Genomic DNA, 24,584 nt, shown 5'->3' on the forward strand with positions numbered 1-24,584 from the left:
TTAATACATAGTTAAAAGAATAATCACTCCGAAAAAATAAGAAAAATTGAATAAAAGACATTATACTCAATCCTAAATAAAAAAATGCACGTTCATCAATTATTAATTTCTTTTTACTTAAAACTAAGATAACGACCCCGAAGAGAGCTAAGAAAAATAATTGAAATACGAGGTTTCCTGATAATAAAAATATTATCAGGAGTAAGAAATATATTATTTTCTCTTTTTTAATCATTTAATATTTACACTTGAAATTACTTTATTGTATCAAAGTCGATTTCATCAAACTCATGAATAAAACTAGTTGTTCTTTTTTCTAACTGTTCTTTTATATTTTTTTTATTATTCATAATATTATCAATATTATCAATTAGTTCTTTTTCAGAAAGGTTATGAATATCTAACAATAAGTTCTCTTGATTCAACTCTTTAACTATTCCTTGCGTCTTAAATCCTTGATAGCGGATAGGCAATATAGGAGTAGCAACGTTAGCCGCCAAAATACAAGAGTGTAATCTTGTTCCAATTAAAAACTCGCAACCTTTGTATAAATCCATCATTTCAAAAACAGATAAGTCCTTTTCGTAAAAGTGAGAAACTATATTCTGTTGTTTCAAAAGCGCTATTGTTTCATGTATTATATCGTTATCGCTTTTTCCATGATGTCTTACGGTTACTTGAGGAATAAACAAGGGGGAAAGTCCATGGTTTTGTTTTGCATGAATACAAGCAGATACAATAGATTTTATATAATTTATTTTAGCTTGCTTTGGGTTTTTGGATTCTGGAAAATGCCAATTAACCATTGTAACTCCCATATATTTCTCATTTGACGGTAAAGAGACTGAGGGAGTGTTGTTTACTTTCTTTTTTAAATAAAAAGCTAAGTCTGGAATAGTTTCAGCTTTATGTGCTAGATTGTGTTTTTCTAAAAAAGCGTAACTGACTTTCTCTCTAGCATAAATTCTACTACAATAATTTAAATATTTAGCTGCTACTTTCTCGCTTTTTTCACTTGCGAATCCACCAAAACTTTGGCCAAATATTATAACTTTCTTATTTAATTGAAAAGCTGTTTTTATTGGCTGTAATGTCCTCCATAAAAACAAGTTTCCTCTTAAATCTTCCTCTTCATTATATATAAATTGTCCTCCTTTAATTAAAATTAAATCTGCGGACTTTACATCTTGTACTGCTTTATATTGTTTTCCGCCTAAAAGCTTTCCTAATAAAGGAACAAACAATGTTAGCTTTAATTGTATGGTTTCTTTTAGTAAACGATATACAGCTAAAAGATCATAAAAAACCGACTTATCATCAGATGAATATGGGGTTGGTAATATCCCTTGCTTTATTTCAATATTATAATTAGACATAAATCTATTATGGTATTGAAATTCTGCTTTGTTTTTGTTTCTGAAAGTTGAATGCAGTGTTATTTTAGCATTTGGATACTTACTTCTCACATATTCATAACATGCCAAAGTAATGGCTAAATCACCTTTGTTAGAATCAGAATAGCCATGTGTTATTAAAATATTCATTCGGTTGTGGTTAATTTTTTTTTACTGAAAAATATTACTGAAGCTCCTATTGTTATTAAAAAAGTTATATATGTTATCATACTCTCTTCATACAAATAGTTTATTAGAAGGAATAATAACGAAATAAGAACAAATGGCAAGATTGCTTTAATTCGTTTAATTAGAAAATTATTTTCTTTAACTGAAAAAGTATTCAAACCTGAAAGAACTAACTCTCCTATGAGTATACTCAATGCTATTAACGATAGTTTATTTCCAAAGACATAATAAAACACAATGCTAGAAATAATTGTTATTCCAGCTGCCAAAATTATGTTCCTAGTATATTCTTTATCCTTGCTTAATAATAAGAGCCTTGCTCCTGTGCTCGTTGTAAAAGAAGAAACAAATCCAGCCAAACCAATAAGAAAAAATGTTGAATGGTAATTAATAAACTCTTCACTAAAAAAAACTGGAGCCATAACATTTAAAAAAAAGCCTAAAGAAATAAAAAACACCAGACCAGTTATTGATGCTATTTGATCTACTTTAAAAGCAATTTTTTCTTCTATTAATTCTTTATAGAAACTCTGAACTATGATTTGTCTAATCCCCTTAAATATCATATAAAATTTTAAGATTAAATAAATAATCGCAACTATAGATGTTGTATAAATAAGAGATACAATATTTATTAAACTTATACCAATAAATAAAAATAACACACTAGCGATTCCAAGTCCTAAATGGATCCAGTATTTTTTTAGGTTTTTTACATTAGGCTTTACAAAATAGTCTACTTGAAGACTCGAAGATACAATGAGCCCCGCCAAAATATATGCTCCTAAAATAGTTAGTCCATATATGGTAACTAAATACTCATTCCAATAAATTGAAGCAAGAAACAAAGCCATCGCTGGTATTATAACTCGAAGCATTGATACAAAAGCACCTAGTTTTGGTTTCCCTCTTGCGTATAACGCATAATCTCCATTGAGCCCAAATATTGGAGAAAAAAGGAATAATACATTCTTTGTTATTAAAAAACCGCTTAATCCAACAACAATTAAAAAAAGACTTAAAGTAAATCTAGCAGATTGGGTTGAATAGTACTCCTCTTTCCAATCATCTAATATTGCTATTTTTCTAGTAGCAGATAGCTGTAAGCCAAAAGAAATTATAGAAACAATTAAAATCACTAAGCTATCAATTTCACCAATAATTGAAATGGTTTCCTTTGGAATGTTTATTGACAAATATTTTAAAATTAAAATATTTGTCAAATGACCTATTCCTGTAAAAGCCCCAACTATAAGTAATCTTTTAATCATTTTATTCCACAGAAATCCAAGATTATTTTATTCTCCTCAATAACTAAATTTTTAAATTCACTATGAGCCACTAAAAACACAATGATATCTGCTTTTTCAATTGCCTCATCAAAAGGGGTTAGCTTTCGTGAAGGTTCATTAGTAAGATTTGGTTCTACCTCTAATGTTAAAAAACCATCCTTTTGCAAAGCATCAGAAACATGTAAGGCCGGAGACTCTCTTAAGTCGTCAATGTTAGGTTTAAACGCCAATCCCATACAAGCTATTGTTGCGTTTCTTCCTGTATCAATTTTAAACTGAAGCGCTGTGTTTTTTACTTTTTCAACAGCCCAGTCTGTTTTGTAATTATTTATCTCGCGGGCCAAACGAATAATTTTTGCTTCCTCTGGAAATTCGGAGACTATAAACCAAGGATCTACCGCAATACAATGACCTCCAACACCTGTTCCTGGCTGAAGGACATTAACACGTGGATGTTTGTTTGCTAAACGTATTAATTCCCATACATTGATATTTGCCTTGTCACAAATCATTGATAATTCGTTGGCGAAAGCAATTTGTACATCTCGGGATGAGTTTTCAACCAATTTGCACATTTCAGCCGTTTGCGAATTGGTTTTGTGCAACTCTCCTTTTACAAAAAACTTGTAAAAACGGACTGCTTTTTCAGTAGAAGCCTCGTCAATTCCGCCAATGGCACGGTCATTTTGCTCTAATTCGTAAATTACATTTCCGGGCAATACACGCTCTGGACAATACGCTATAAATATTTTATCTTTTAAATCTGGACGTGCTTCAAAAATCAGTTCTTGCACTTTTTGAGTGGTTCCGACAGGACTCGTAGATTCTAAAATAACCAAAGCGCCTGTTTTTAACGTTGGAATGATTTTAGAAACCGCAGACATCACATATGAAAGATCGGGCACGTAATCGCCTTTAAAAGGCGTTGGAACTGCAATTAAATACACATCTGCTTCTACTAAAACTGTAGAAGCCTTTAAATAGCCTTCCTTAACAACATGATGAACCAATCCGTCAAGCTCTGGCTCTACGATATGGATTTTACCTTTGTTTATCGTATCAACAACTTGCTGATTTATATCCACACCTGTTACATATATTCCTCTACTTGCAATTAAAGCTGCGGTGGGTAGACCAATATATCCTAACCCCATCAGAACCACACTGGGTTTGCTCTCCATAATTTAAAGTTTTGTTATAAAATCTATTATTCTCGAAGTAGAATTACCATCTCCATACGGATTATGAAGCATACTCATCGAATTATAATAGTTTATATCTTGAAGTAATTTTTGTGTTTCGCTGCTTATTTTTTGAGAATCGGTTCCGACCAATAAAACCGTACCTTCTTCAACTGCTTCTGGACGTTCGGTTGTGTCTCTCGTAACCAATACTGGTTTTCCTAAGCTAGGTGCCTCTTCTTGGATTCCGCCGCTATCGGTAATAATTAGATATGATTTTTCCATTAACCATATAAAAGCTGGATATGCTAAAGGCTCGACCAATAGAATAGAGTCTCTACCTCCCAAAAGTTCATGAACAGGTCCTTTAACATTTGGGTTTAGGTGTACTGGGTAAATTATCTGAACCTCTTCAGAAGTTTCAGAAATTTCTTTTAGGGCATTGCAAATATTCAATAAGCCTTCACCATGATTTTCTCTTCTATGTCCTGTAACTAGAATAATTTTTTTTGAAAAATCTACTTTCTCCTTTAAAGCTTCAATTTCAGCATCTTTAAAATTTGTAGAATTTACCTTTTCAATTCCATATAGTAAAGCATCTATGACAGTGTTTCCTGTAACTAAGATGTTTTCAGACTGCGTATTTTCTTTTAATAGATTTTCTTTTGAAAGTACTGTAGGGGCGAAATGATAATCGGCTATTTTACCCGTAAGTTGACGGTTAAATTCTTCCGGAAAAGGATATTGTCTGTCAAACGTTCGAAGTCCAGCTTCTACATGACAAACTTTTGCCCCACTATAAAAAGCAGCGATTCCTACTGCCATAGAGGTTGTTGTATCTCCATGTACATAGACATAATCTGGTAGTACTTCTTCTAACACAGACTTCATGTTTTCAATGATAGCTGCTGTTAATGAATATAAATTCTGATTAGGTCGCATTAAGTTTAAATCAAAGTCAGGAGTGATTTCGAAAAAATCTAAGACCTGATCTAGCATTTCTCTATGCTGAGCGGTTACACAAACCTTCGTGATAAAATTGTCTTTTTTCAGAAAACCTCTAACAAGGGGTGCCATTTTAATAGCCTCTGGTCGAGTTCCAAATACAATTAGGTTTGTAATCATGTTGGTTTTTCTTTTAAATATTTATCTTAAAGATTTACTGTCGATAGCCGCTTTCTCCTTTAGGTTCATGTATACATGAAGCAACCCAGAAATAAATAGAAAAAGAAATATAAATAGAATAGGAAATAAAATATATTTTTTTGTTAATATGCTTGGTTTTACTTTGTAAACATCTGGTTTACTAACCAAAACAACAATGTCTTTAGCATATGATAAATCTTCAGTTAACTCATCGTTTTCTTCAAGTAACAAAACTTTTTTATCTAACAGTCCTGAAACACTAAAGTTTTTATCCACAATAAACAATTCTTTTGAAGGAGAGGTTAGAGATTCATTAGTATTATAATTTTTAATAACCTCATCTATTTGCCCAATAATATTTAAATTATTTTCTACTCTATTTTTTAAGTTATTTATGGTTACTTCTTTAACGTCTTCAAAAAGCTCATTTTTATTTATGTAATCAAGGATTTTTTGTGGAGTTTGATTCGTAGCAACACCCGATAATTCTAAATCTAAAGTATGATATTTATATTGAGCATTGAAAGTTTCTGTGATTGAAACATCATTATCAAAATCTAAGTTTTTCATCAAAGCCTCTAAATTTCTATCGTTAGGCTCGTAATTATCTATAATATCTCGAATATCAACTACAGGATTTATTTCTATTGTATTTATTTCCATTGTATCTGAACGGAAGCCATTTTGTGTAAAAAAGATAGAGTCCCTTTCTAGCACTTTTTGCTTTAACAATGTTATTGTATTATAAACATAATTTGTAGCATTAAAATTAACTCTAACCAAAGCTTTTGTTTCAAAGCTCTGGTCGTTTTTTCTCTCTAAATAAACTCCTAGAGAAACGCCAATTACAAATAAAACTAAAATCACTATCCATTGTCGGAATATAAACTGAAGTGCAGCAAAAATTAAAACATTTAATTTTCTTAATGCCTTATTAAAAACATTAAGAATATAAAACATATTGATTTCATCATTATTGTGCTTTGGTTCCATGTTAAATTCCTTTATGGTTAAAACTATTTTTTTAGGATTATAGAAAGGCTCACTTTCCAATCCAATGGCTTTAATTTAAAAACTTGTTGTGCTTTGCTTATATCTAATAAACTATAAACGGGCCTCGCTGCAAAAGTAGAATAATGATCGGTCTTGGCAAGATTTGTCGTCTCTAATTGATTTGAATATTCTAGTATGGCTTCTGCAAAATCGAACCAAGTAGCTTCTCCTTTATTACTGAAATGATACAATCCATATGCTTCTGAATTAGACACAATCACTTCTAATAAAAGGGAAGCAAGATCATTTGCATTGGTAGGAGTTCCTGTTTGTTCTGTGGTTATAGTAAGGGCTTTGCCTTCCTTGGCGTATTTTAATATTGTATTCAAAAAATTATGCCCATATTGAGAATACAACCAAGACGTTCTGAAAATAAAATAGTTACCTCCTATTTCTTCAATGTACTCTTCGCCTTTTAACTTTGAAGCACCATACACATTTATCGGATTTGTAGCATCTGTTTCTAAATAAGGAGTTCCTTTCTTTCCATCAAAAACATAATCGGTAGACACATGTAGTAAAACAACATTGTTTTCTTTACAAACTGTAGCTAAATTCTTAACTGCTTCAGCATTGGTCGCAAAAGCAGCATCCGATTCACTTTCAGCTTTTTCAACATTGGTATATGCTGCCGTATTTATACAATAATCAAAATTGTTTTTTCTGAAATATTCTAAAACCGCCTGATTGTTTTCAATAGACAATTCTTTCCGCGTAGCGAAAGTAAAATCTAAGTCTGGGTGGGCTAAAGAAGCGTCTTTTATACATTGCCCCAACTGACCATTTGCTCCTGTAACTAGTATTTTCTTCATGAAGTGACTTCCTTGAATGTAGGAAGTTGTTTGTCTTTTTCTGAAACGATAAAATCCTTTGGAGAAAGATGCCAATCTATCGATAAGGTTGCGTCATTGTATATAATTCCACCTTCTGAAGCTGCATCGTAATAATTATCACACTTATACGCAAAAATAGCATCGTCCGTCAAAGTTATAAATCCGTGCGCAAAGCCTCTCGGCACAAACAATTGCTTATTATCTATGGCGTCTAAAATAATTGAAAACTGTTTTCCAAAGGTTTCAGAGTCTTTTCTTAAATCAACCACAATATCCAATACTTTCCCTTTTACGACGCGAACTAATTTCGCTTGTGCCATCGCTCCTTTTTGAAAGTGTAATCCTCGTAACACACCATAAGATGATTGTGACTGATTATCTTGAATAAAAGCAACATCTATTCCTGTTACTGTCTTGAATAATTTTGCGTTGAAAGTCTCAAAAAATGAACCTCTTTCGTCTTTAAAAACGCGAGGTTGGAGTATAAAACAGTCTTTTAAAGGGGTTTCTTCTATTTGTAACACTAGTATAATTATAGTAAATGCTTCTAGTACATACTTTTAAAGTAAAATACCGTTAAAGCGATTAATTATTATTTTGAAATATATTCTATTTTATAAATACCCTCAAGAATACTCATATTCGATCTTCTTTGTTATAAATACACGTTATTCATTTCAGGTACATGATTTAATGTTTTCAGAAACGTCAACCATACTACTGTCAGAAAAAAATTCTATAACAGAAAAATCTGATTTTAAAACTTCCGTTTTTTCTACCATTTAAACCTTATAAATCAAAAATTTATCACAAGCATTTTTTTCAATAAAAGTGTAGTTTGGAAGGCTTGAAATAGACGCCAAATTCTTTAAATCACCTGCATATGTAAGCTTATCTAACACAAAAATTTCATCTTGACTAGTTTCAAGAATGTATTGTACATAATTGGAACCAATGAACCCTGCACCGCCTGTTATTAATACTTTATTGTTCTTCAAAATATATTTTTAGTTTAGTCTAAAATCAATTTTAACATTTTTTCAGTGATTAAGTACGTCGGTTTTACACCGCTTGTTCCCAATCCGCCAGAAGCTAAAGTACTTCCTGTTTCTAATGGATTATCTGAGGCATAATACGCATACATTACTTTCACTTTCGGGCTAATACTCTTTCTAATTTTTGCTGCCGACTGAATGGCTTTTTGATAATGTGCTCCTTCCATTTCCAACCCAATTACATCCCAAGTTGACTTATGGAAAAATCGTAATACATCTCTATTTTGTAATGAAGTTCCTAAAACGGTAATCATCGCTCCATCACAAACATGTACATCATCATTTTCAAAATGCTTCTTTTTTAGTTTATTTTTAAACGGATAGTTATCTGCTGTCCCTTCAAAAACATGTGCCGACGGAATCATAATATCTCCCTTGCCACCTTCCAAGATTCCTGCTTTCCCCATAATCGAAACGGAAACAACATTTAAAAAATGTTTCTTTTCACTTTCATAAGGCTTCAGTAATTCGTCCATTGTTTCATACGCTTGTTCACCAAACGCATAATCCATCACTATGATTACTGGTTTTTCTTCATCTGTAAGTTCTTTATTTTCAAAAGAATACACACTTTCATCTAATTTATTAGTGTCGAATATCTGAACATCTATATTTGTACCACTAGTATCATTTATAAATGTCATTCCGTTCTTTTGCGCAAGCTTCAATACCTTGTCTCTGTGTTTACTATTAGCTGGTTTGCTTAACAGCTCATACAAAGCCATTTGACTAGAGTTTTTTGCTTCTGTAGGAAGTGCTTTTTTAGCAAATAACGTATTCATTACACTATGCATATTGGCACTAATAATGTGTATGGGACGTTCTAAAAGCCCTTGTTCTTCTAAGCTTTTCTTAATAGTTAACGCCCAACGCTCCCCATGGATGTGATGCCCCAAACGCTCTCTTAATACAGGACTAAACGTGATAATACGTTTGTTATCCGCTACAATTTCTTCAATGGCACCTTTTCCTAAGTAATAAATAATACTTAAAAAACGATGTTCATTCTTGCTATCTGCAAACGATGCATATACATCACTCACTTCTTCAAAAGTTCTTCCTAAAAAGTTAGCCGTATGCGTTAATGCAATTTCTTTTTCTTCTTTGGTAAGCTTTCCTTTCTTTAAAACTGCATTCTCAAGCTTTTTCCAATCTCGTATCACACCGCCTTTATCGTCGATCATCACCTTTTTCATAATCTTGTGAGATTCGATATATAAGAAGGTTAGGTGGGTTAAAATATCATAGATTTCTGAACGTCCTCGCGTAATCTCAATGTTCATCTGCTCTTCATCTATTCGATAGCAGTTTCTACGTCGTTTCGCAGGAATAATCGCTTCAAAATGTGAGTTTTTATACCCTTCATCACTGGTAAGATTGATAAAACGACACTCTTCAATTCCTACGGGAAGCCTATCTATAACATACAACAACCCTTGCAATTCTACTTTTTCTTCAGCAATAGAACCGTAAATTTCGGGACGTAAAATCAATAAGGATTCTCGAAGTGTTTCACCCGATACTCCCATCGGTTTGTAAAACCCTCTGTTGTACAAATGGCGCATCGTAATGTACAAGCGCTCTATGGCTCCTGTACTCTCTTGTGCGCGTGTGCGTTTGTGTGATTTATGTTGACTCATTGAAACAAAGATACTATTATTTTAATGTTGAATTTTAAGGAGTGCATCAGCAATCTTTCGATCGTTTGCCAATCGCGGAATCTTGTTCTGTCCCCCTAATTTTCCTTGTGACTTCATATAGGCCTGAAAACTATCTTTTACAAGGGGTTTTATTTTTAATTGCTGCAAAACTTTTCCTTCAATCAAGTCCTTGTAATAACTGTTTTGTTGTTGCATTAATACATCTAAAACATCTGTTACTTTCTGAAGATTTTCAGGAGCAGTTTCAAACTCTACCAACCATTCGTGATGCGGTAATTCTCCTTGCTTCGGAAGAATTTGCGGTGCCACGGTAAATTCAGAAATAGAGAAATTAAACTGTTGCATCACCTCGTTCATAGCCTGTTCTACCTCTTTCCCAATCACATGTTCTCCAAAGGCCGAAATAAAATGTTTTATTCTTCCTGAAACAATCACACGATACGGACTCGTAGACGTAAACTGAACAGTATCGCCAATATTATAACCCCAAAGTCCGGCGTTGGAAGAAATAATCATCACGTAGTTTACATCTTTCTCAACCTCACCAATGGTAAGGCGTTTCGCATCTGCATCAAAAAAAGTGGAGGCTTCTATAAATTCGTAAAAAATACCGCTGTTTAGCTGAAGCAGCATTCCTTTTTCATCTTGTTTGTCTTGAAACGCAAAAAAACCTTCACTCGCAGGATACAGCTCAATACTCGGAACTTTTCGTCCAATTAATGCTTCAAATTTTGCGCGATACGGTTCAAAATTAACACCACCGTAAATAAACAGATTGAAATTTTTAAACAAGTCTCCCACGTCTTTTCCCGTGGAAGCACGCAACCGCTCAAAATACATCTGTACCCACGACGGAATCCCACTAATCACGGTCATATCTTCGTTTTTAGTTTCTTCAACAATGGCATCTACTTTGGTTTCCCAATCGGCAATGCAATTGGTTTTCAAACTTGGCAATCTATTTTTCTGAAGGTAACTAGGCACATAATGCGCTACAATCCCAGACAAGCGCCCTAACTGAATGCCGTTTTTTTCCACCATTTCTGGACTTCCTTGTAAAAAGATCATCTTTCCGTTTACAAAATCGGCTTTTCCCGTTTCATGAACGTAGCAAAGAATAGCGTTTCGAGCCGCTTGAATGTGCGAAGGCATCGACGCTTTGGTTAACGGAATGTACTTAGCTCCCGAAGTGGTTCCCGAAGTCTTGGCAAAATACAACGGTTTTCCTGGCCATAAAATATCTTCTTCACCTGCAACCACACGATCTACATAGTTTCGTAAGGCTTCATAATCGCGCATAGGAACTTGCTTGGCAAAGTCGCTATACGAGTTGATGGTATCAAAACCGTGGTCCTTTCCGAAGTGCGTATTTTTAGCCTCCTTCAACAACGATTTAAACACTTTTTGTTGCGTCTCAACAGGGTTATTCGCCCATTTATTAATGCGACTTACAGCCGTTTTTGCGAAAATTTTAGCGCCAATAGATTTTAGTGACATAGGTACTTAATCAAAATCGATGAAATTTGTTGGGTTTGTTGGGTATCCGTTGCTCCAAAGCTCAAAATGCAAGTGAGGACCAGTCGTAAATTCGCCAGTGCTTCCCACGGTCGCAATGACTTCCCCTTCCTTTACCAATTCTCCTTGTTCTTTATTCAACGAAGCGTTGTGTTTATATACCGACAGTAAATTGTCTTTGTGTTCTAGAATCATCACATAGCCTGTATCTGCAGTCCATTCGGCAAAAATCACGGTTCCGTCCGCCGTGGCTTTTACAGGAGCATCCTTAATGGTTACCACATCTACTGCGAAATGCTTCTTTTTAGGGTCGTACCCTTCAGAAATGGTTCCTTTTACGGGAGCAAATAATACGTAACTTACTTCGGAAGCACCCGTAAGCGGATTGTATTTGTCTTCCTGAGCCACTTGCTCGCGAAGCAATGAATCTTCCTTTGAAGGCGTTAAGTTTACTTCTGAAACATCTATTTGCGCGGCTTTAATGATCGAATCTTTATTAAAATTAACCGTTTTAACGTCTCCTGTGAGCACTTTTCGAATTGAGGTAACATATTGGTCGTTTATATGAAGTGCGCGCTGTAGCGAGTCTGTTTTAAAGGTTAACTCGGTCGCTTTTTTCTTTAAAGACGTAGACGAATAACCAGGGATGTATTCTCGCAAGGGTGTAAAGGCTATTAAAAGCGTGGTAAAAGCAATCAGAAACACTGCAAAAAGACTGCTAAATACAAATACATTCAGTCGGTTTAATTTAAATGAAAACCGCTCTTCAAACGTGTCTTCATTTAAAACTACCAAACGGTACTTGTGCAGTAACTTCTTTCTTATCTTTTTAGATCGTTTCTCTTTTTTTTCCATTTTACGTGGTTGCGGACTACAAATATAAAATAAACTGTGTGCCTTAATGCTAAACTTACCTTGAAAACGTTCTATATTAGTATTTCTTATTACCTTTGTTTCCTAAATTTATTTAAAATGAGCTTAGTAATTTTACCTTTAGTTATTGGTTGGCCTCAAATTGTTTTAATAGCGGTTGTTATTTTATTATTATTTGGAGGTAGAAAAATACCAGAATTAATGCGCGGCTTAGGAAGCGGTATTAAAGAATTTAAAGACGCTTCAAAAGATGAAGACGCTGATAAAAAAATAGATGAAAAAAATTAATGTAGCTCTTATTTAACGAGCCTTCTTATTTTCTTCGGAATAAAAAACCCTGCAGATCTACGGATTTGCAGGGTTTTTTAGTTTACTGTTATTTTAGTCTTACTCTAATTTCGCCGTACGCAAAATAGATTCTAACTCAAACTGAAGGTCGCGCTTTTCTACTGAAGGTGCGTGCGTAAATCCTTCTAAAATTAGATAACGGTTATGTGCTTCATCGCGGACTGCATAATTAACAAAAGGCCCTGCCATGTATTCGTTTTTCACTTCCCAAGTTCCTTTGGTTTCAAAGGCTGGTTTGCCGTCAATTTCAGTTGTAAATAAATACGGAGCATACGCCGCTTCGGTAACAAACTGCCCGTCGTCTTCCACAGGAAGGAATTTACTTCCTATCGAATCTCTAATTTTGATAATATCGCCCACAACTTCTGTTGTATCGGTACGTATCATATCCATAGGCACTTGATAAATAAGAATATTGGTGCTTCCCGATTTCAAATCTTTCCGAATCCAATACGAATCGCTTGTTGCCTTCGCAATACGATATGCCGACGGAATTTTAAGCGTAACGCCCATGTCTTTTTGCAAAGAGTCTAATTTCATTAAGGAAACTCTTGTGCGGCGTTGTCGTTCAGAAATTTCAGAAGCGTGGTATGCTTTTATAATACGTTCTTGATTTGCTTCAAGTAATGCAATGATACCTTCTTCCGAAGTAGCGGTAATAAATGCAATGGTTTGCGGTTTAGAATACGCATCTTTTTTGATCGCTATCTTGTCTTCATCACCAATGGTAACGTACAATGCAAGTCTGTATTTTCGTGCGAATCCTGTGTAGGTTTCTGGCGGCATCTGGTTCATAGAAAACAACGGCTCGTCTTGTGGCAGTCCGTCGGTTGGTGCTGCAAAGTACTTTCTAATTTCTTCTCCAACGCTTCCGTTCCATAAATCATTAGGCGTGACAACTTGAAGGGTATTAATATTTCCAAGTGATTTTGGAAGATAGGAAGTGTCTTTTTTCCCGCTTTCATTGCAGGATACTAGCATAAAAAGCGAAATTAAACAAAGGTATATTGGTTTCATTGGTGTGGTTCTTTAAAAACTAGCCTTTTAAAATTTTAAGCTTCGTTCCTGGTTTTAATTTAGTCCCACTAATATCGTTCCAATTTTTAATATTCTGAATGCTAACTCCTGGAAATTTTTGTGAGATGCTCCAAAGTGAATCTCCGTTTTTCACGGTATACACTCTAGTATTCTCATCTGCAATAGGTTCTGGCTTCGGTTTTTTAGAAACTACTTTTCGTGGATGAATGGTAAGTCGTTGCCCTATTTTAAGATTATTACTTCGCAACCCATTCCATCGTTTTATTTGTGAAACCGTCACGCCATGTCTGCTTGCAATTTTCCCTAAATAATCACCACTTCGCACTCTATATCGAATGCGATCCGACTCTACTAATAGTTCTGGTAAAGGTTGTTCTTTCTTATTAAATTCAGTTTCAGCATAGGCATAGATTGCTTCTTCATTGGTAATAAACTTCCCAACGACGTCTACAGGCAATCGAAGCATGTATTTTTCCGAAGCAACTACAGGAATAATTCCCAATTTATACGACGGATTTAAAAACTGAAGCTCTTCAAGGTCAATATCGGCAACCTCTGCAACTTGCTCCAACGAAATTCTTTTCTTTACTTGAATGGTATCTGTTGCAATGTAAGGTATTCTTGGACCGTTACTTTTAAAACCGTGCTCTTCGGCATATTCAAAAATATACATGGTTGCTAAAAAAGCAGGCACATACCCCGCTGTTTCACGTGGAAGATACGATCTAATATTCCAGTAATTGGTGCGTCCTCCAGAACGACGAATGGCTTTTGAAACATTTCCAGGACCCGAATTATAGGCAGCCAAGGCTAAATCCCAATCTTCCAAGCTTTCGTATAAACTTTTTAAATATTTACAAGCAGCTTCCGTGGCAAGTACAGGGTCTGAGCGATCGTCTACATACGAACTCACATCCAAGTTAAACATTTTACCTGTAGCATACATAAATTGCCACAATCCAGTAGCTCCTACTCTTGAGGTCGCTCTCGGATTAAGTGCAGATTCAACAATAGCAAGGTATTTCATCTCTAACGGCAATCCGTGTTTGTCTAATTCTTGCTCGAACATCGGAAAGTAATAATCGCTCAACGCCATTAAATCTGCCATAGATCGTCTGCGATTTTTCAAATAGCCTTTAATTACACTCTCTAGCGATGGATTATATTCTACGTTAAAAGGCGTGCGCGCATTTAAAGCTTCCAAGCGTTCTTTTAAAAGTTCAGTAGGAAGTTCTTCATAGTCGACAGGCGTATAATCTTGGTTAGAAACCGCGCCATACACTTCTTCAAAAAGCTCTAAACTGTATAATTTTTGCAACCAAATGCTATCGTGTTTACGCGCCATGGCCATGTCTTCTAATGCAAAAACAGCGGTGTCCTTGATTTTAGTCGCAACAACAGTTTTTGGAAGGTCATTCGAAATTGCCTGAACCTTAATAGAATCAACAATTTGAATGTGTTTTTTCTGAAGGGAATCAACAGGTTTAATAACTTCTTCTTGTGCAACACAAAGTCCTGCCCCTAAAAAGAAAACAATAAATAAGTTCTTTAAATTCATAGTATGAAGAACGGAGCTACGCCCGTAAAATTTTGCTAAAAATAATGAAATAGCTTGTAAAATCAATAATTTAACAAAACTACTTGATAATCAAGTGAATAAAACGAAGTTTCTAGTCTAAAATAGCTTGAATCCCAGGAAGTGTTTTTCCTTCTAACATTTCAAGCATCGCGCCACCACCTGTTGAAACGTAGCTTACTTTTTTGCTAAAACCAAATTGTTTCACAGCAGCCACAGAATCGCCTCCACCTACTAATGAAAACGCCCCGTTGGCTGTAGCATCAGCAATTGCATTCCCTAAGGCAATGGTTCCAGATGCAAAGGCTTCCATTTCGAAAACACCTACAGGACCGTTCCACAAGATTGTTTTAGATTCGGAAACTACTTCTGCAAATATTTTATTGGTCTTAGGTCCAGCGTCTAAGCCCATCCAACCGTCTGATATGGTGTCTATTGACTCCACCATTGTATTGGCTTCTGCTGAAAAACTATCGGCTACAATCGCATCGACAGGTAAATGAACGTGAACATTTTTCTCTTTGGCAAGTTTCAGAATATCTAATGCCAATTCTTGTTTGTCTTCTTCAACCAAAGAGCTTCCAATTGCACCTCCTTGTGCCTTCACAAAGGTAAATGCCATTCCGCCGCCAATAATAAGGTGGTCTATTTTATCTAAAATATTTTCAATAATCGTTATTTTTGAAGACACTTTTGCACCACCAATAATCGCGGTAACAGGCTTCACACTTGAATTTAGCACTTTGTTAATGCTTTCTATTTCTGAAGCCAATAACAATCCAAAACACTTATTTTCTGGAAAAAATTGAGCAATTACAGCCGTAGATGCGTGTGCTCTATGCGCGGTACCGAAGGCATCATTTACATAGATATCTCCAAGTTTAGAAAGTTTTTCAGCAAAATCTTTATCGCCTGCAGTTTCTTCTGGATAATACCGAAGATTTTCTAACAAAATAATTTCTCCAGGCTTACAGTTTTCCACCCCATTTTCAGCAATCGACCCTATACAATCGTCTACAAACCGAACGTTTACACCTAATATATCACTTGTTTTATCCACAATATGACGCAATGAAAATTCACTTTCTTTATTCTTAGGACGCCCTAAATGAGACATCAAAATACATGAGCCTCCATCTTCAAGAATCTTAATGATAGTAGGCTTTGCAGCTTCAATTCTGCTCGCATCAGTTACTTCAAATTGATCGTTCAATGGAACATTAAAATCAACACGAATGAGTGCTTTTTTATCCTTAAAATTAAAGTCGTTTACTGTTTTCATAGAAGTGGTTTTGAGCTACAAATATAGGTTTTTTTTAGACCACAAATTACGTAGTTTTGTGTATGGATTTTTCGGAAGTATTAGGTCAAAAACATTTGAAAGCACATCTCTTAAAAAGCGTGGAAAACGGAAGGATTCCGCATGCGCAGCTATTTGTTGGTGCTACGGGAAGTGGTTTATTACCTATGGCTATCGCTTATGCCAGTGCTATTTTGTGTAGCACGCACGAAAAAGATTCGCAAGCCTACCATAATTGTGTGCAAAAAACGGCCAAGCTAACACATCCAGATTTACATTTTATTTATCCTGTAAATACCAACGACTCTGTTAAAAAGAATGCGGTTTCAGCAAATTTCACGGAAGAATGGCGAAATTTCGTAAATCAAAATCCGTACGCATCTTTATTCGATTGGTTGCAATCCTTAGGTATTGAAAACAAACAAGGGAATATTAGTGTAAACGAAGCTCAAGATCTTTTAAAAACGCTAGCGTTAAAATCGTACGAAGGGGGTTATAAGATTATGATCATTTGGATGGCCGATAAAATGAACGTTGAATGTTCAAACAAAATCCTGAAAATTGTTGAAGAGCCACCAAAAAACACCTTGTTGTTATTGTTAACTGAAAACGAAGAACACATATTAACAACCATCACTTCAAGATGTCAAAAACTACAATTTCCATTGCTTTCGGAAGAGGACATTGCAACGCAATTACAAAACAAAAAGGGCGTTGCCGAAACCACCGCTAAAAAAATAAGTAGACAAGCTACAGGCGATTTTAATAAAGCGCTCCACATTTTAGAAAACGATAGTGACGACCTTATTTTTGAAGAATGGTTTGTGTCTTGGGTACGAACTGCATTTCGCGCCAAAGGAAATAAAAAAGCCATTAATGAACTTTTAACTTGGAGTGAAAATATTGCGGGGAAAGGACGCGAAACTCAGAAAAAATTCCTCTCCTATTGTATGGAAGTTTTTAGACAAGCGCTTTTAAAAAATTACAAAGCCGATTCTCTTATTTTCTTTGAAGCAAACGATTCAAAATTCTCTTTAGAAAAATTTGCACCGTTTATACATCAAAATAATATTTTTGAAATTACAAAAGCATTAGAAGAAGCATCCTATCACATCGAGAGAAATGGAAATGGTAAAATTATTCTTACCGATCTTTCCATTCAGTTAACACGACTGATTCACAAAAAAGAGCTTGTATAGGTTTTTCTTATCATGTTCTTCTATTTTATAAACACTTTTTATAAAAAACAACCTTAAAATAAGGGGTTTTAAGCGGTTTTCTAAAATTTCCCACCCAAACACCTGTCTTTTTAATTTTCATTTCTGAAAAGAGCTACATTTGGTTATTTCGCCTTTTTGAAGCAGTAAATGTGCGAAGAATAATCTTTTGTACGTAATCCAACCAAATTTGACCACAATCCGACAAATAATGCTTTGATTGAAAAATTGGTTCCGCTTTTATATTTTTCTGAAAGTAAACTCACATAAAACGAATCGAACCACATGGGTTTTATTTTTTGAAGGGTAACTTCGGAAGAAAATAATGTCTTCATAGAAGCTTTTGAAAAATGCCAAAGGTGTCTCGGGACATCAAAAGCGGCCCAATAATTTTTATAAAACGTAGCATCATACGATTTAAAATTAGGGACGGCTATAATTAAAACGCCGCCAGGTTTTACAAAAGCTTCAATTTTCTGAAGCGTATTTTCTAAATCTGGAAGGTGTTCTAAAACGTGCCAAAGGGTAACCACATCATATACGTTTCCCTGAAGATCATCAATAGAGTTTTCCAAATCGATTCCTTTTTCCGAAGCAATTCCTCTTGCTTTTTCATTGGGCTCAATTCCAGAAACGGTCCAATTATTTTCTTTGGCTACTTTTAAAAACTCCCCTGTTCCTGCTCCAATATCTAATAAGGTTCCTGTGCTTCCCAACAATGATTTTATCAATTTTGTTTTCGAAGCCAATGAATATTTTTTGACACTTTGATACAGATTTGCCGTCAATCCTTTGTTAGTATCCGTATGCGAAATGTAAGCTTCGCTTTCGTAATACTTCGCCAATTGATCTTCTTTTGGCTGCGGAAATGTAACCAACAAATCTCTTGTCTCGTCGTGTACCAAATCAAAAGACTCCCCAGAAACAAGGAAGTCTTTTACGGTGTGTTTTATGTTTTTTTGATTGTTTTCCAAAAGTAATTTTTAATCGTTCCACGTGGAACATACATGCTAACGTCCCATATAAACTAACAACACTGAAATATCGTTTGGTGAAACCCCACTAATTCGTGAAGCTTGCGAAACGGTTGCCGGTTGAATGGCGGTTAGTTTTTCTTTAGCTTCATACGATAAGGACTTCAGCTTTGAATAATCAAAATTAGCAGGAATTTTTAACCCTTCTAATCGATTCAACTTATCAGCATTGTTCTTTTCTTTGTTAATATACCCTGCGTACTTCACTTGAATTTCGGCTTGCTGAAGTACCTCGTGATCTAATTCGTTTTCAGAAATAAATGCTTCAACAGTGTCAATAGTACGCATATCATCCATCGTAATATTTGGTCGTGAAAACACCTTAAACATTTTATCACTCTGACCCACTACGGCAGAATCTTTCGATTCTAAAATAGGATTTATCACTTCTGGAGCGACACTTGTATCTTTAAAAAACTTCACAAAAGCATCCGATTTTTTCTCCTTTTTCTCCATCATTCGCAAACGCTCATCACTAGCCAAACCAATTTTATGCGACATAGGTGTCAGTCTAAAATCGGCATTATCTTGACGTAATAAGGTTCTATATTCTGCACGAGATGTAAACATTCGATACGGCTCTTCAGTTCCTTTTGTAATTAAATCGTCTATCAAAACTCCGATATACGCCTCATTACGTTGAATGATAAATGGATCTTTTTCTTGCACTTTTAAACTGGCATTAATTCCTGCCATCAATCCTTGAGAAGCTGCTTCTTCGTATCCTGTGGTTCCGTTTATTTGTCCCGCAAAAAACAATCCTGAAACTAATTTTGTCTCTAACGTATGTTTCAATTGTGTCGGCGGAAAGTAATCGTATTCGATTGCATAACCTGGTCTAAAGAATTTCACATTTTCAAATCCTGCTACTTGACGCATGGCTTTAAATTGAACATCTTCTGGAAGCGATGTAGAAAATCCATTGATATAATATTCTACTGTATTCCAACCTTCAGGTTCTACAAATAATTGATGTCTGTCTTTATCTGCAAATCGGTTTATTTTATCTTCAATAGAAGGACAATATCTCGGACCAATACTTTTAATGGAACCATTAAACATTGGTGAACGATCGAATCCTTCTTTCAATAAATCATGAACGAGCGGACTCGTATAACTCATGTGACAAGGACGCTGTTCGGTTAATGGTTTTGTGGCATTCGAATAAGAGAATTTTTCAGGATGTTCGTCACCAGGTTGGATAATCATTTTAGAAAAATCTAACGATCGGCCATCCACTCGTGGAGGTGTTCCCGTTTTCATTCTACCCGATTCAAAACCTAAATCGACCAATTCTTTTGTAATTCCGAAGGAAGCAGATTCACCTGCTCTTCCTCCACCAAATTGTTTTTCTCCAATATGAATTAATCCATTTAGAAAAGTACCGTTGGTAAGCACCACCGTTTTTCCTCGAACTTCCAACCCTAACGAAGTACGAACTCCCACAATTTTATCTCCTTTTACAATAATTCCGGCCACCATTTCTTGATAGAAATCGAGGTTCGGTGTTTGCTCTAACATCAATCGCCAGGTTTCAGAAAAACGCATTCGATCACTCTGAACTCTTGGACTCCACATTGCAGGTCCCTTCGATTTGTTAAGCATCTTAAACTGAATGGCGGTCTTATCAGAAATAATTCCACTATACCCACCTAACGCATCTATCTCACGAACAATTTGTCCTTTTGCAATTCCTCCCATCGCAGGGTTGCAAGACATTTGTCCAATATTTTGAAGGTTCATTGTGATAAGCAATGTACTAGACCCCATATTCGCGGCCGCAGCGGCTGCTTCTGAACCTGCGTGACCCGCGCCAACTACAATAACATCATACTCTTTTCCAAACATAGCTATAAAATTGTTCCACGTGGAACATTGAATTAAATTTTGAGGGCGCAAAGATACGCTAAATAACTTAAAATCAGTAAGTTAAAAATATAAAAGGTTGATTTTCAGTGTTCTACACGAAATTACGCTTCAATAACGCTGCTTCTTCTTTAGAACGCATTAAAGCCGCTTCCGATTCCGTTTTATCCTTGTAGCCACAGTAGTGAAGTATTCCGTGAATAATAACACGATGCAATTCATTTAAAAAGCCAGTTTCAAAAGCTTCCGCATTTTCAGCAACACGATCTACAGAAATATAAATTTCTCCATGAATTTGAGTTCCCATCGAATAATCAAAACTGATGATATCGGTGAGCGTATCGTGATCTAAAAATTCTTTATTGAGATTGTGTAAGTAGTCATCGTCACAAAAAACGTAACTAATGTCCCCTTCTGCAAAATCTTCCGAAGAAATAATACTAGAAATCCATGAAGCAACGGCGGCTTCATTTTCTAACTTAAAATCGTTTTGGTAAGCAAAATCAATCATTCTTTGTCTTAAAATACGTCTGTACCTTTTGTTTATATTCTTGCCGCAAAGGTAGTGCCTCTCTATTTAAAATTTCGGTGGTATTGAAGTATTTTTTCACATCCTCGGGAGACAATCGCAACGTGTTGTCATAAGATTTACGATTGGTTCTAGATTCACGCTTTGTTTCTTGCCCTTGCTCAAAATCTGCTTTGTCTAATTTAAGTAGTTCGTATTTTAAATTAAGCATTTTCTCAAGCGTACGCTCATTAAATCCTTTATCAAGCAACTGTTGCTCTATTCCTTCCATTTCGCGCAGCAAATCACCTCCTTTGCCGTCTAAACCTTCTTTGCTTAATCGATCTTCAAGCTGCTGACGCAATTGTTGTTGTTGTTTGTAAATTTCGAACAATTCGCCATTCATGTCTTCACTATCTCCTTCGCCTTTACCTTCTCCTTTTTTACCGTCCTTCCCATCACGCCCGTTTTCGCCGCCTTCACCATTCCCTTCACCTTCACCGCCACCTTGTTCTCCTTTTCCTTTTCCTTCTTTTCCACCTTCACCCTCTTTACCTTCGCCTTCTTTCCCTTTTTCCATTCCTTCTTTCATTTTTTCTGAAAGACTTTCCTGCTTTTCAATAATATCGGGTAATTGAAAACCTTGTCCTTGACCCTGACCTTCTCCAGGTTTTGGTTGTCCCTTTCCTGAACCAGACCCCATACCGGGCATCTGCATTTGCATGTTTTTTAATAAATCACTTAATAAAATGGCTAATTCGTTCGCTCCTGTAACGGTATATTGCTGATTCGATATTCCTTGACGGAATTGATTTTGAGCCAGACGATCTAACGATTTCTCCATATTGAATTCTACCTCTGTAAGCGACTCATTAATTTTACTGCTAATTATTGGCTGACGTAAAGAGAGTGCAAATAAACTATCGTCTATATGCTGAAAGTTAAGTTTTAAATCGTTTTGCTTGGTTAGACGTTTTCCGAAGAGCGGGTTTCCATAATCCGTCTTTTTAAACTCTTCCATCAATTCTTCTTGTTCAAAAGAAAACACAACCAAGTTGTCTAAAATTTGACGCAACATTTCTACATCTTCTTCCATCGCTTCTCCTTCTCCGCTTTTCATTTGGGCTTGCATTTGTTGCCCCATTTGCTTCATCTTTTTTCCCGCTTTTTTCTGACTCGACTTAGCGCCTTCTTTGTCTTGTTTCTCTAAACTTTCGGAAGCATTTTGTTGTTCTTGTTCAATTTGTTCTTCTTCCTTTTTTTCCTCTGGAATGTCCATCGGCTTTTTTAAATCTTTATTTTCTTTGTCAAGTTTTTCTTTCTCTTCCTGATATTTTTTGAAAGCTTCATTTAATTTTTCTTGTTCTTCTTTGGTGTTTTCATCCTCTGGTTTATCGGCAAGCTTTTCTTGCTTTTCACCTAATTTGTATAATTCGTCCGCTAATTTTTCAGCTTTCTTACTTACATAATATCGTTTCGTAAGCTCTAACAATTGCTCTAAATTTTTCTCTTGATTTTTATTTTGTTTTGAAAGATTCTCAAGTTTTTCGCTTAGCTCTTCTTTATTAATTTTCTCTTGAAGCTTTTCTAACTCTTCTAATAACTTTTCGTTTTCTTTCAGCTTCTCTTGGTTCTCTTCCAAGCGTTTTTCTAATTGTTCCTTGAAAGGATCTTTCTCTTCATTTTCTGGTTGAAAATTCTCTAAATTCTCTTTTAACTCTTTGGAAAAATTCTTCATCATTTCTTCTTGCTGCTTCTGACGCTGAATGAAATTTTCTAACTTTTTCTTATCGTTCCAATTGAGTTCGTTCTTCTCTTTTTGCGTTTTAGAAATTTCCTCTAACGCTTTGTCTTGTTCTTTAAATTGCTCTAAGGTTTTGTCTAGTCCCTTAATAGAGTTGTCCTGATTCTCTAATTGTTCATTCTCCAATTCTTCTTTAGTCAACTTTCGGAAGGAATAAATGGTAGACTTGCTCGACTTAAATTTATGAATCGCATCATTGTCGAAAACCTCAAAATAATATTCGTACGCTACCCCTTCAGCCAAAGGAAGGTTTCCAGGAAACGTATATACAAATTGATCAAAATTGGTTTTGTTTAACGGTAAGACTTCCGTTTTTAGCTGTGCTTCTTGTCCTTCAGGAAAATACACCAAACGCAATTTTGTAAGTCCGTAATCATCACTCACCCGTCCTAAAAAGTACACCAATTGACTGTCGGTACTGTCTTGCTTGGTTTGTACGTCTATTTCTGGATATTCATCTTTAATAACACCCAATGCAAATGAAAGATTTTCATATTCTTTCAGTTTCTCGTTGGAGGTTGTAATGGCATAATCTAATTTTGAATAAATTCCTTTTCCGTAGCTAAATGCCTGAGATTTTTCAGAAAAAAGAAAGGTGGTATCTTTTGTTTTTAATCCAACAGAAGTGGTGTTTTTGGTTTTAACATTCCAAGTAACACGAGTCCCTTCAGGAATGGTCGCGTTTCCAGTACTTTTTAACACTTCGTCCTTTTTACCAATGTAATTCGGATAGTTTAAAACCATCTCGAAAGCTACTAAAGACGGGGTTTTCAGCACTTCCAATCGATAGGGCTGCGAGGTGACTTTATTCGCTTTAAACTGAAAATCAATTGCTTCCGAAGGTTGTAAAAAGGTATATTCAAACTGCCCTGGCGCGGTTTGTTGTAAATAATAGGTTTCGTTATTGTAGCTGATACTTGCATTTTCTGGAAATACAGTTCCTTTGGTTTCCACTTTTAAGGTAAAGCTTTTGTTTTCTATGGCATTTAAGTCATCATTTACTACGGAAAATGTAAAGGGTGCCGGCGCTTCATAGGCAGTATCGTAATTCACAACACGTTTGTAACTGCTTGAAAAAGTATCTTTCTCTCCCAACAAACTGACCAACACGAAAATAATCACGGGAATCGCAGCATATTTTAGGTATTTGGCGTTTTTTCTGAAATTAATAGCGCTTTTGAAGGGAACTGGCTGAATTTCTTCCGCTTTTTGATCAATACTGGCCAATAATAGTTCAGATTCTCTTTGATTTTGATTTAGCTGAATAACATTTAGTAGTTTATCGCTTACCTGCGGAAAATGACTTCCAATAATTGCGGAAGCTTCTTCGTGTGAAATCCCTTGCTGAAGGTTGAATAACTTCGCCAATGGAAAGGCGATAAATCGAACAAACAATCCTAACTCTACTGCGACAAAAAGCCAAAATAAAATGGTTCTGCCTGTCGGATTAAGCCATAAAAAGTACTCCACCAACAATGTAATTAATAGGTATAGGAGTCCGATGGCAAAAAAGAGAATTGCTCCCTTTATCAGCTCATTGGTGTAGTATTTTCTAATAAATTGCTCCAGCTTCTGCTGAATGATATTGAATGTACTCATTTAAATTCCTGCGAAGACAGGAATCTCTTCCTGATCTTCTTTCTAGATTATTAATACAATGTCTTCTCCTCCTTCTTTTCTGTATAGACAGAACTCCTAAAT

The 24,584-nt window shown here is 35.4% G+C and carries 20 protein-coding genes; 2 read left to right on the forward strand and 18 right to left on the reverse strand.

Going from position 1 to position 24,584, the window contains the following annotated elements:
- Positions 1-254: 254 nt before the first annotated feature.
- From BLQ00_RS04085 to BLQ00_RS04135, 11 genes are all read right to left on the reverse strand, one after another.
- Complete coding sequence (locus BLQ00_RS04085; RefSeq protein WP_093140848.1) at positions 255-1,544, reverse strand: polysaccharide pyruvyl transferase family protein; 1,290 nt, start codon at positions 1,542-1,544, stop codon at positions 255-257.
- Positions 1,541-2,854 carry a hypothetical protein gene (locus tag BLQ00_RS04090; protein ID WP_093140851.1) on the reverse strand — a complete coding sequence of 438 codons (1,314 nt, stop codon included), beginning with the start codon at positions 2,852-2,854 and terminating at the stop codon, positions 1,541-1,543. The genes BLQ00_RS04085 and BLQ00_RS04090 overlap by 4 nt, the downstream gene beginning before the upstream one ends.
- A complete protein-coding gene (wecC, locus tag BLQ00_RS04095) occupies positions 2,851-4,056 on the reverse strand; it encodes a UDP-N-acetyl-D-mannosamine dehydrogenase (protein WP_093140853.1) in 1,206 nt (401 codons plus the stop codon). The genes BLQ00_RS04090 and wecC overlap by 4 nt, the downstream gene beginning before the upstream one ends.
- Positions 4,057-4,059: 3 nt before the next feature.
- Complete coding sequence (wecB, locus tag BLQ00_RS04100; protein ID WP_093140856.1) at positions 4,060-5,181, reverse strand: non-hydrolyzing UDP-N-acetylglucosamine 2-epimerase; 1,122 nt, start codon at positions 5,179-5,181, stop codon at positions 4,060-4,062.
- Between the two features lie 21 nt (positions 5,182-5,202).
- Positions 5,203-6,255 carry a hypothetical protein gene (locus tag BLQ00_RS04105; RefSeq protein WP_093140858.1) on the reverse strand — a complete coding sequence of 351 codons (1,053 nt, stop codon included), beginning with the start codon at positions 6,253-6,255 and terminating at the stop codon, positions 5,203-5,205.
- A complete protein-coding gene (gene rfbD / locus BLQ00_RS04110) occupies positions 6,219-7,067 on the reverse strand; it encodes a dTDP-4-dehydrorhamnose reductase (protein WP_093140860.1) in 849 nt (282 codons plus the stop codon). Before rfbD ends, BLQ00_RS04105 begins: the two co-directional genes overlap by 37 nt.
- Positions 7,064-7,612, reverse strand: coding sequence for a dTDP-4-dehydrorhamnose 3,5-epimerase (gene rfbC, locus BLQ00_RS04115; protein ID WP_093140862.1), 549 nt, complete (start codon positions 7,610-7,612; stop codon positions 7,064-7,066). Before rfbC ends, rfbD begins: the two co-directional genes overlap by 4 nt.
- Before the next feature lie 258 nt (positions 7,613-7,870).
- The gene (locus tag BLQ00_RS04120; RefSeq protein ID WP_175445411.1) at positions 7,871-8,086 is read right to left on the reverse strand and encodes a GDP-mannose 4,6-dehydratase; all 216 of its coding nucleotides are present in this window, start codon (positions 8,084-8,086) and stop codon (positions 7,871-7,873) included.
- Positions 8,087-8,100: 14 nt separating this feature from the next.
- Positions 8,101-9,783 carry a DUF6909 family protein gene (locus BLQ00_RS04125; RefSeq protein WP_093140867.1) on the reverse strand — a complete coding sequence of 561 codons (1,683 nt, stop codon included), beginning with the start codon at positions 9,781-9,783 and terminating at the stop codon, positions 8,101-8,103.
- Positions 9,784-9,804: 21 nt separating this feature from the next.
- Positions 9,805-11,301 (reverse strand): GH3 auxin-responsive promoter family protein, encoded by a 1,497-nt coding sequence (locus BLQ00_RS04130; protein WP_093140869.1) that lies wholly within the window; start codon positions 11,299-11,301, stop codon positions 9,805-9,807.
- 6 nt (positions 11,302-11,307) lie between these two features.
- The gene (locus BLQ00_RS04135; RefSeq protein ID WP_093140872.1) at positions 11,308-12,174 is read right to left on the reverse strand and encodes a M23 family metallopeptidase; all 867 of its coding nucleotides are present in this window, start codon (positions 12,172-12,174) and stop codon (positions 11,308-11,310) included.
- Positions 12,175-12,291: 117 nt separating this feature from the next.
- On the opposite strand from BLQ00_RS04135, the gene BLQ00_RS04140 reads away from it, so the two are divergent.
- On the forward strand, positions 12,292-12,480 hold the full coding sequence (locus BLQ00_RS04140; protein WP_093140874.1) for a Sec-independent protein translocase subunit TatA/TatB: 189 nt from the start codon (positions 12,292-12,294) through the stop codon (positions 12,478-12,480).
- A gap of 99 nt (positions 12,481-12,579) precedes the next feature.
- Here the strand turns inward: BLQ00_RS04140 and BLQ00_RS04145 are convergent, their stop codons facing one another.
- From BLQ00_RS04145 to BLQ00_RS04155, 3 genes are all read right to left on the reverse strand, one after another.
- On the reverse strand, positions 12,580-13,557 hold the full coding sequence (locus tag BLQ00_RS04145; RefSeq protein WP_093140877.1) for a DUF4837 family protein: 978 nt from the start codon (positions 13,555-13,557) through the stop codon (positions 12,580-12,582).
- A gap of 19 nt (positions 13,558-13,576) precedes the next feature.
- On the reverse strand, positions 13,577-15,136 hold the full coding sequence (locus BLQ00_RS04150) for a LysM peptidoglycan-binding domain-containing protein (protein WP_093140879.1): 1,560 nt from the start codon (positions 15,134-15,136) through the stop codon (positions 13,577-13,579).
- A gap of 112 nt (positions 15,137-15,248) precedes the next feature.
- Complete coding sequence (locus BLQ00_RS04155) at positions 15,249-16,436, reverse strand: phosphoglycerate kinase (RefSeq protein ID WP_093140882.1); 1,188 nt, start codon at positions 16,434-16,436, stop codon at positions 15,249-15,251.
- A gap of 62 nt (positions 16,437-16,498) precedes the next feature.
- Here BLQ00_RS04155 and BLQ00_RS04160 point away from each other — a divergent pair, with 62 nt between their 5' ends.
- A complete protein-coding gene (locus BLQ00_RS04160) occupies positions 16,499-17,653 on the forward strand; it encodes a DNA polymerase III subunit (protein WP_093140885.1) in 1,155 nt (384 codons plus the stop codon).
- 143 nt (positions 17,654-17,796) lie between these two features.
- Here the strand turns inward: BLQ00_RS04160 and BLQ00_RS04165 are convergent, their stop codons facing one another.
- The 4 genes from BLQ00_RS04165 to BLQ00_RS04180 all read right to left on the reverse strand — a co-directional run bounded on the left by BLQ00_RS04165 (position 17,797) and on the right by BLQ00_RS04180 (position 24,482).
- Positions 17,797-18,645, reverse strand: coding sequence for a class I SAM-dependent methyltransferase (locus tag BLQ00_RS04165; protein WP_093140891.1), 849 nt, complete (start codon positions 18,643-18,645; stop codon positions 17,797-17,799).
- 36 nt (positions 18,646-18,681) lie between these two features.
- Entirely contained in the window at positions 18,682-20,553 is a 1,872-nt protein-coding gene (gene mnmG / locus BLQ00_RS04170; RefSeq protein ID WP_093140894.1) for a tRNA uridine-5-carboxymethylaminomethyl(34) synthesis enzyme MnmG, read from the reverse strand.
- A gap of 112 nt (positions 20,554-20,665) precedes the next feature.
- On the reverse strand, positions 20,666-21,082 hold the full coding sequence (gene ybeY / locus BLQ00_RS04175) for an rRNA maturation RNase YbeY (RefSeq protein WP_093140897.1): 417 nt from the start codon (positions 21,080-21,082) through the stop codon (positions 20,666-20,668).
- Positions 21,075-24,482: a DUF4175 family protein gene (locus BLQ00_RS04180; RefSeq protein WP_093140899.1), complete on the reverse strand. Its 3,408-nt coding sequence runs from the start codon at positions 24,480-24,482 to the stop codon at positions 21,075-21,077. The genes ybeY and BLQ00_RS04180 overlap by 8 nt, the downstream gene beginning before the upstream one ends.
- Positions 24,483-24,584 lie beyond the last annotated feature (102 nt).

The sequence above is a fragment of the Ulvibacter litoralis genome, assembly GCF_900102055.1.
In the GTDB taxonomy this organism is placed as follows: domain Bacteria; phylum Bacteroidota; class Bacteroidia; order Flavobacteriales; family Flavobacteriaceae; genus Ulvibacter; species Ulvibacter litoralis.

Excerpts from the sequence above, each read along its gene's own strand:
- rfbD (WP_093140860.1), bottom strand. The coding sequence starts at position 7,067 with ATGAAGAAAATACTAGTTACAGGAGCAAATGGTCAGTTGGGGCAATGT.
- mnmG (WP_093140894.1), bottom strand. The coding sequence starts at position 20,553 with ATGTTTGGAAAAGAGTATGATGTTATTGTAGTTGGCGCGGGTCACGCA.
- BLQ00_RS04090 (WP_093140851.1), bottom strand. The coding sequence starts at position 2,854 with ATGATTAAAAGATTACTTATAGTTGGGGCTTTTACAGGAATAGGTCAT.
- wecB (WP_093140856.1), bottom strand. The coding sequence starts at position 5,181 with ATGATTACAAACCTAATTGTATTTGGAACTCGACCAGAGGCTATTAAA.
- BLQ00_RS04085 (WP_093140848.1), bottom strand. The coding sequence starts at position 1,544 with ATGAATATTTTAATAACACATGGCTATTCTGATTCTAACAAAGGTGAT.
- BLQ00_RS04140 (WP_093140874.1), top strand. The coding sequence starts at position 12,292 with ATGAGCTTAGTAATTTTACCTTTAGTTATTGGTTGGCCTCAAATTGTT.
- BLQ00_RS04130 (WP_093140869.1), bottom strand. The coding sequence starts at position 11,301 with ATGTCACTAAAATCTATTGGCGCTAAAATTTTCGCAAAAACGGCTGTA.
- BLQ00_RS04160 (WP_093140885.1), top strand. The coding sequence starts at position 16,499 with ATGGATTTTTCGGAAGTATTAGGTCAAAAACATTTGAAAGCACATCTC.
- BLQ00_RS04145 (WP_093140877.1), bottom strand. The coding sequence starts at position 13,557 with ATGAAACCAATATACCTTTGTTTAATTTCGCTTTTTATGCTAGTATCC.
- wecC (WP_093140853.1), bottom strand. The coding sequence starts at position 4,056 with ATGGAGAGCAAACCCAGTGTGGTTCTGATGGGGTTAGGATATATTGGT.
- BLQ00_RS04180 (WP_093140899.1), bottom strand. The coding sequence starts at position 24,482 with ATGAGTACATTCAATATCATTCAGCAGAAGCTGGAGCAATTTATTAGA.
- ybeY (WP_093140897.1), bottom strand. The coding sequence starts at position 21,082 with ATGATTGATTTTGCTTACCAAAACGATTTTAAGTTAGAAAATGAAGCC.
- BLQ00_RS04125 (WP_093140867.1), bottom strand. The coding sequence starts at position 9,783 with ATGAGTCAACATAAATCACACAAACGCACACGCGCACAAGAGAGTACA.
- BLQ00_RS04155 (WP_093140882.1), bottom strand. The coding sequence starts at position 16,436 with ATGAAAACAGTAAACGACTTTAATTTTAAGGATAAAAAAGCACTCATT.
- BLQ00_RS04150 (WP_093140879.1), bottom strand. The coding sequence starts at position 15,136 with ATGAATTTAAAGAACTTATTTATTGTTTTCTTTTTAGGGGCAGGACTT.
- BLQ00_RS04135 (WP_093140872.1), bottom strand. The coding sequence starts at position 12,174 with ATGGAAAAAAAAGAGAAACGATCTAAAAAGATAAGAAAGAAGTTACTG.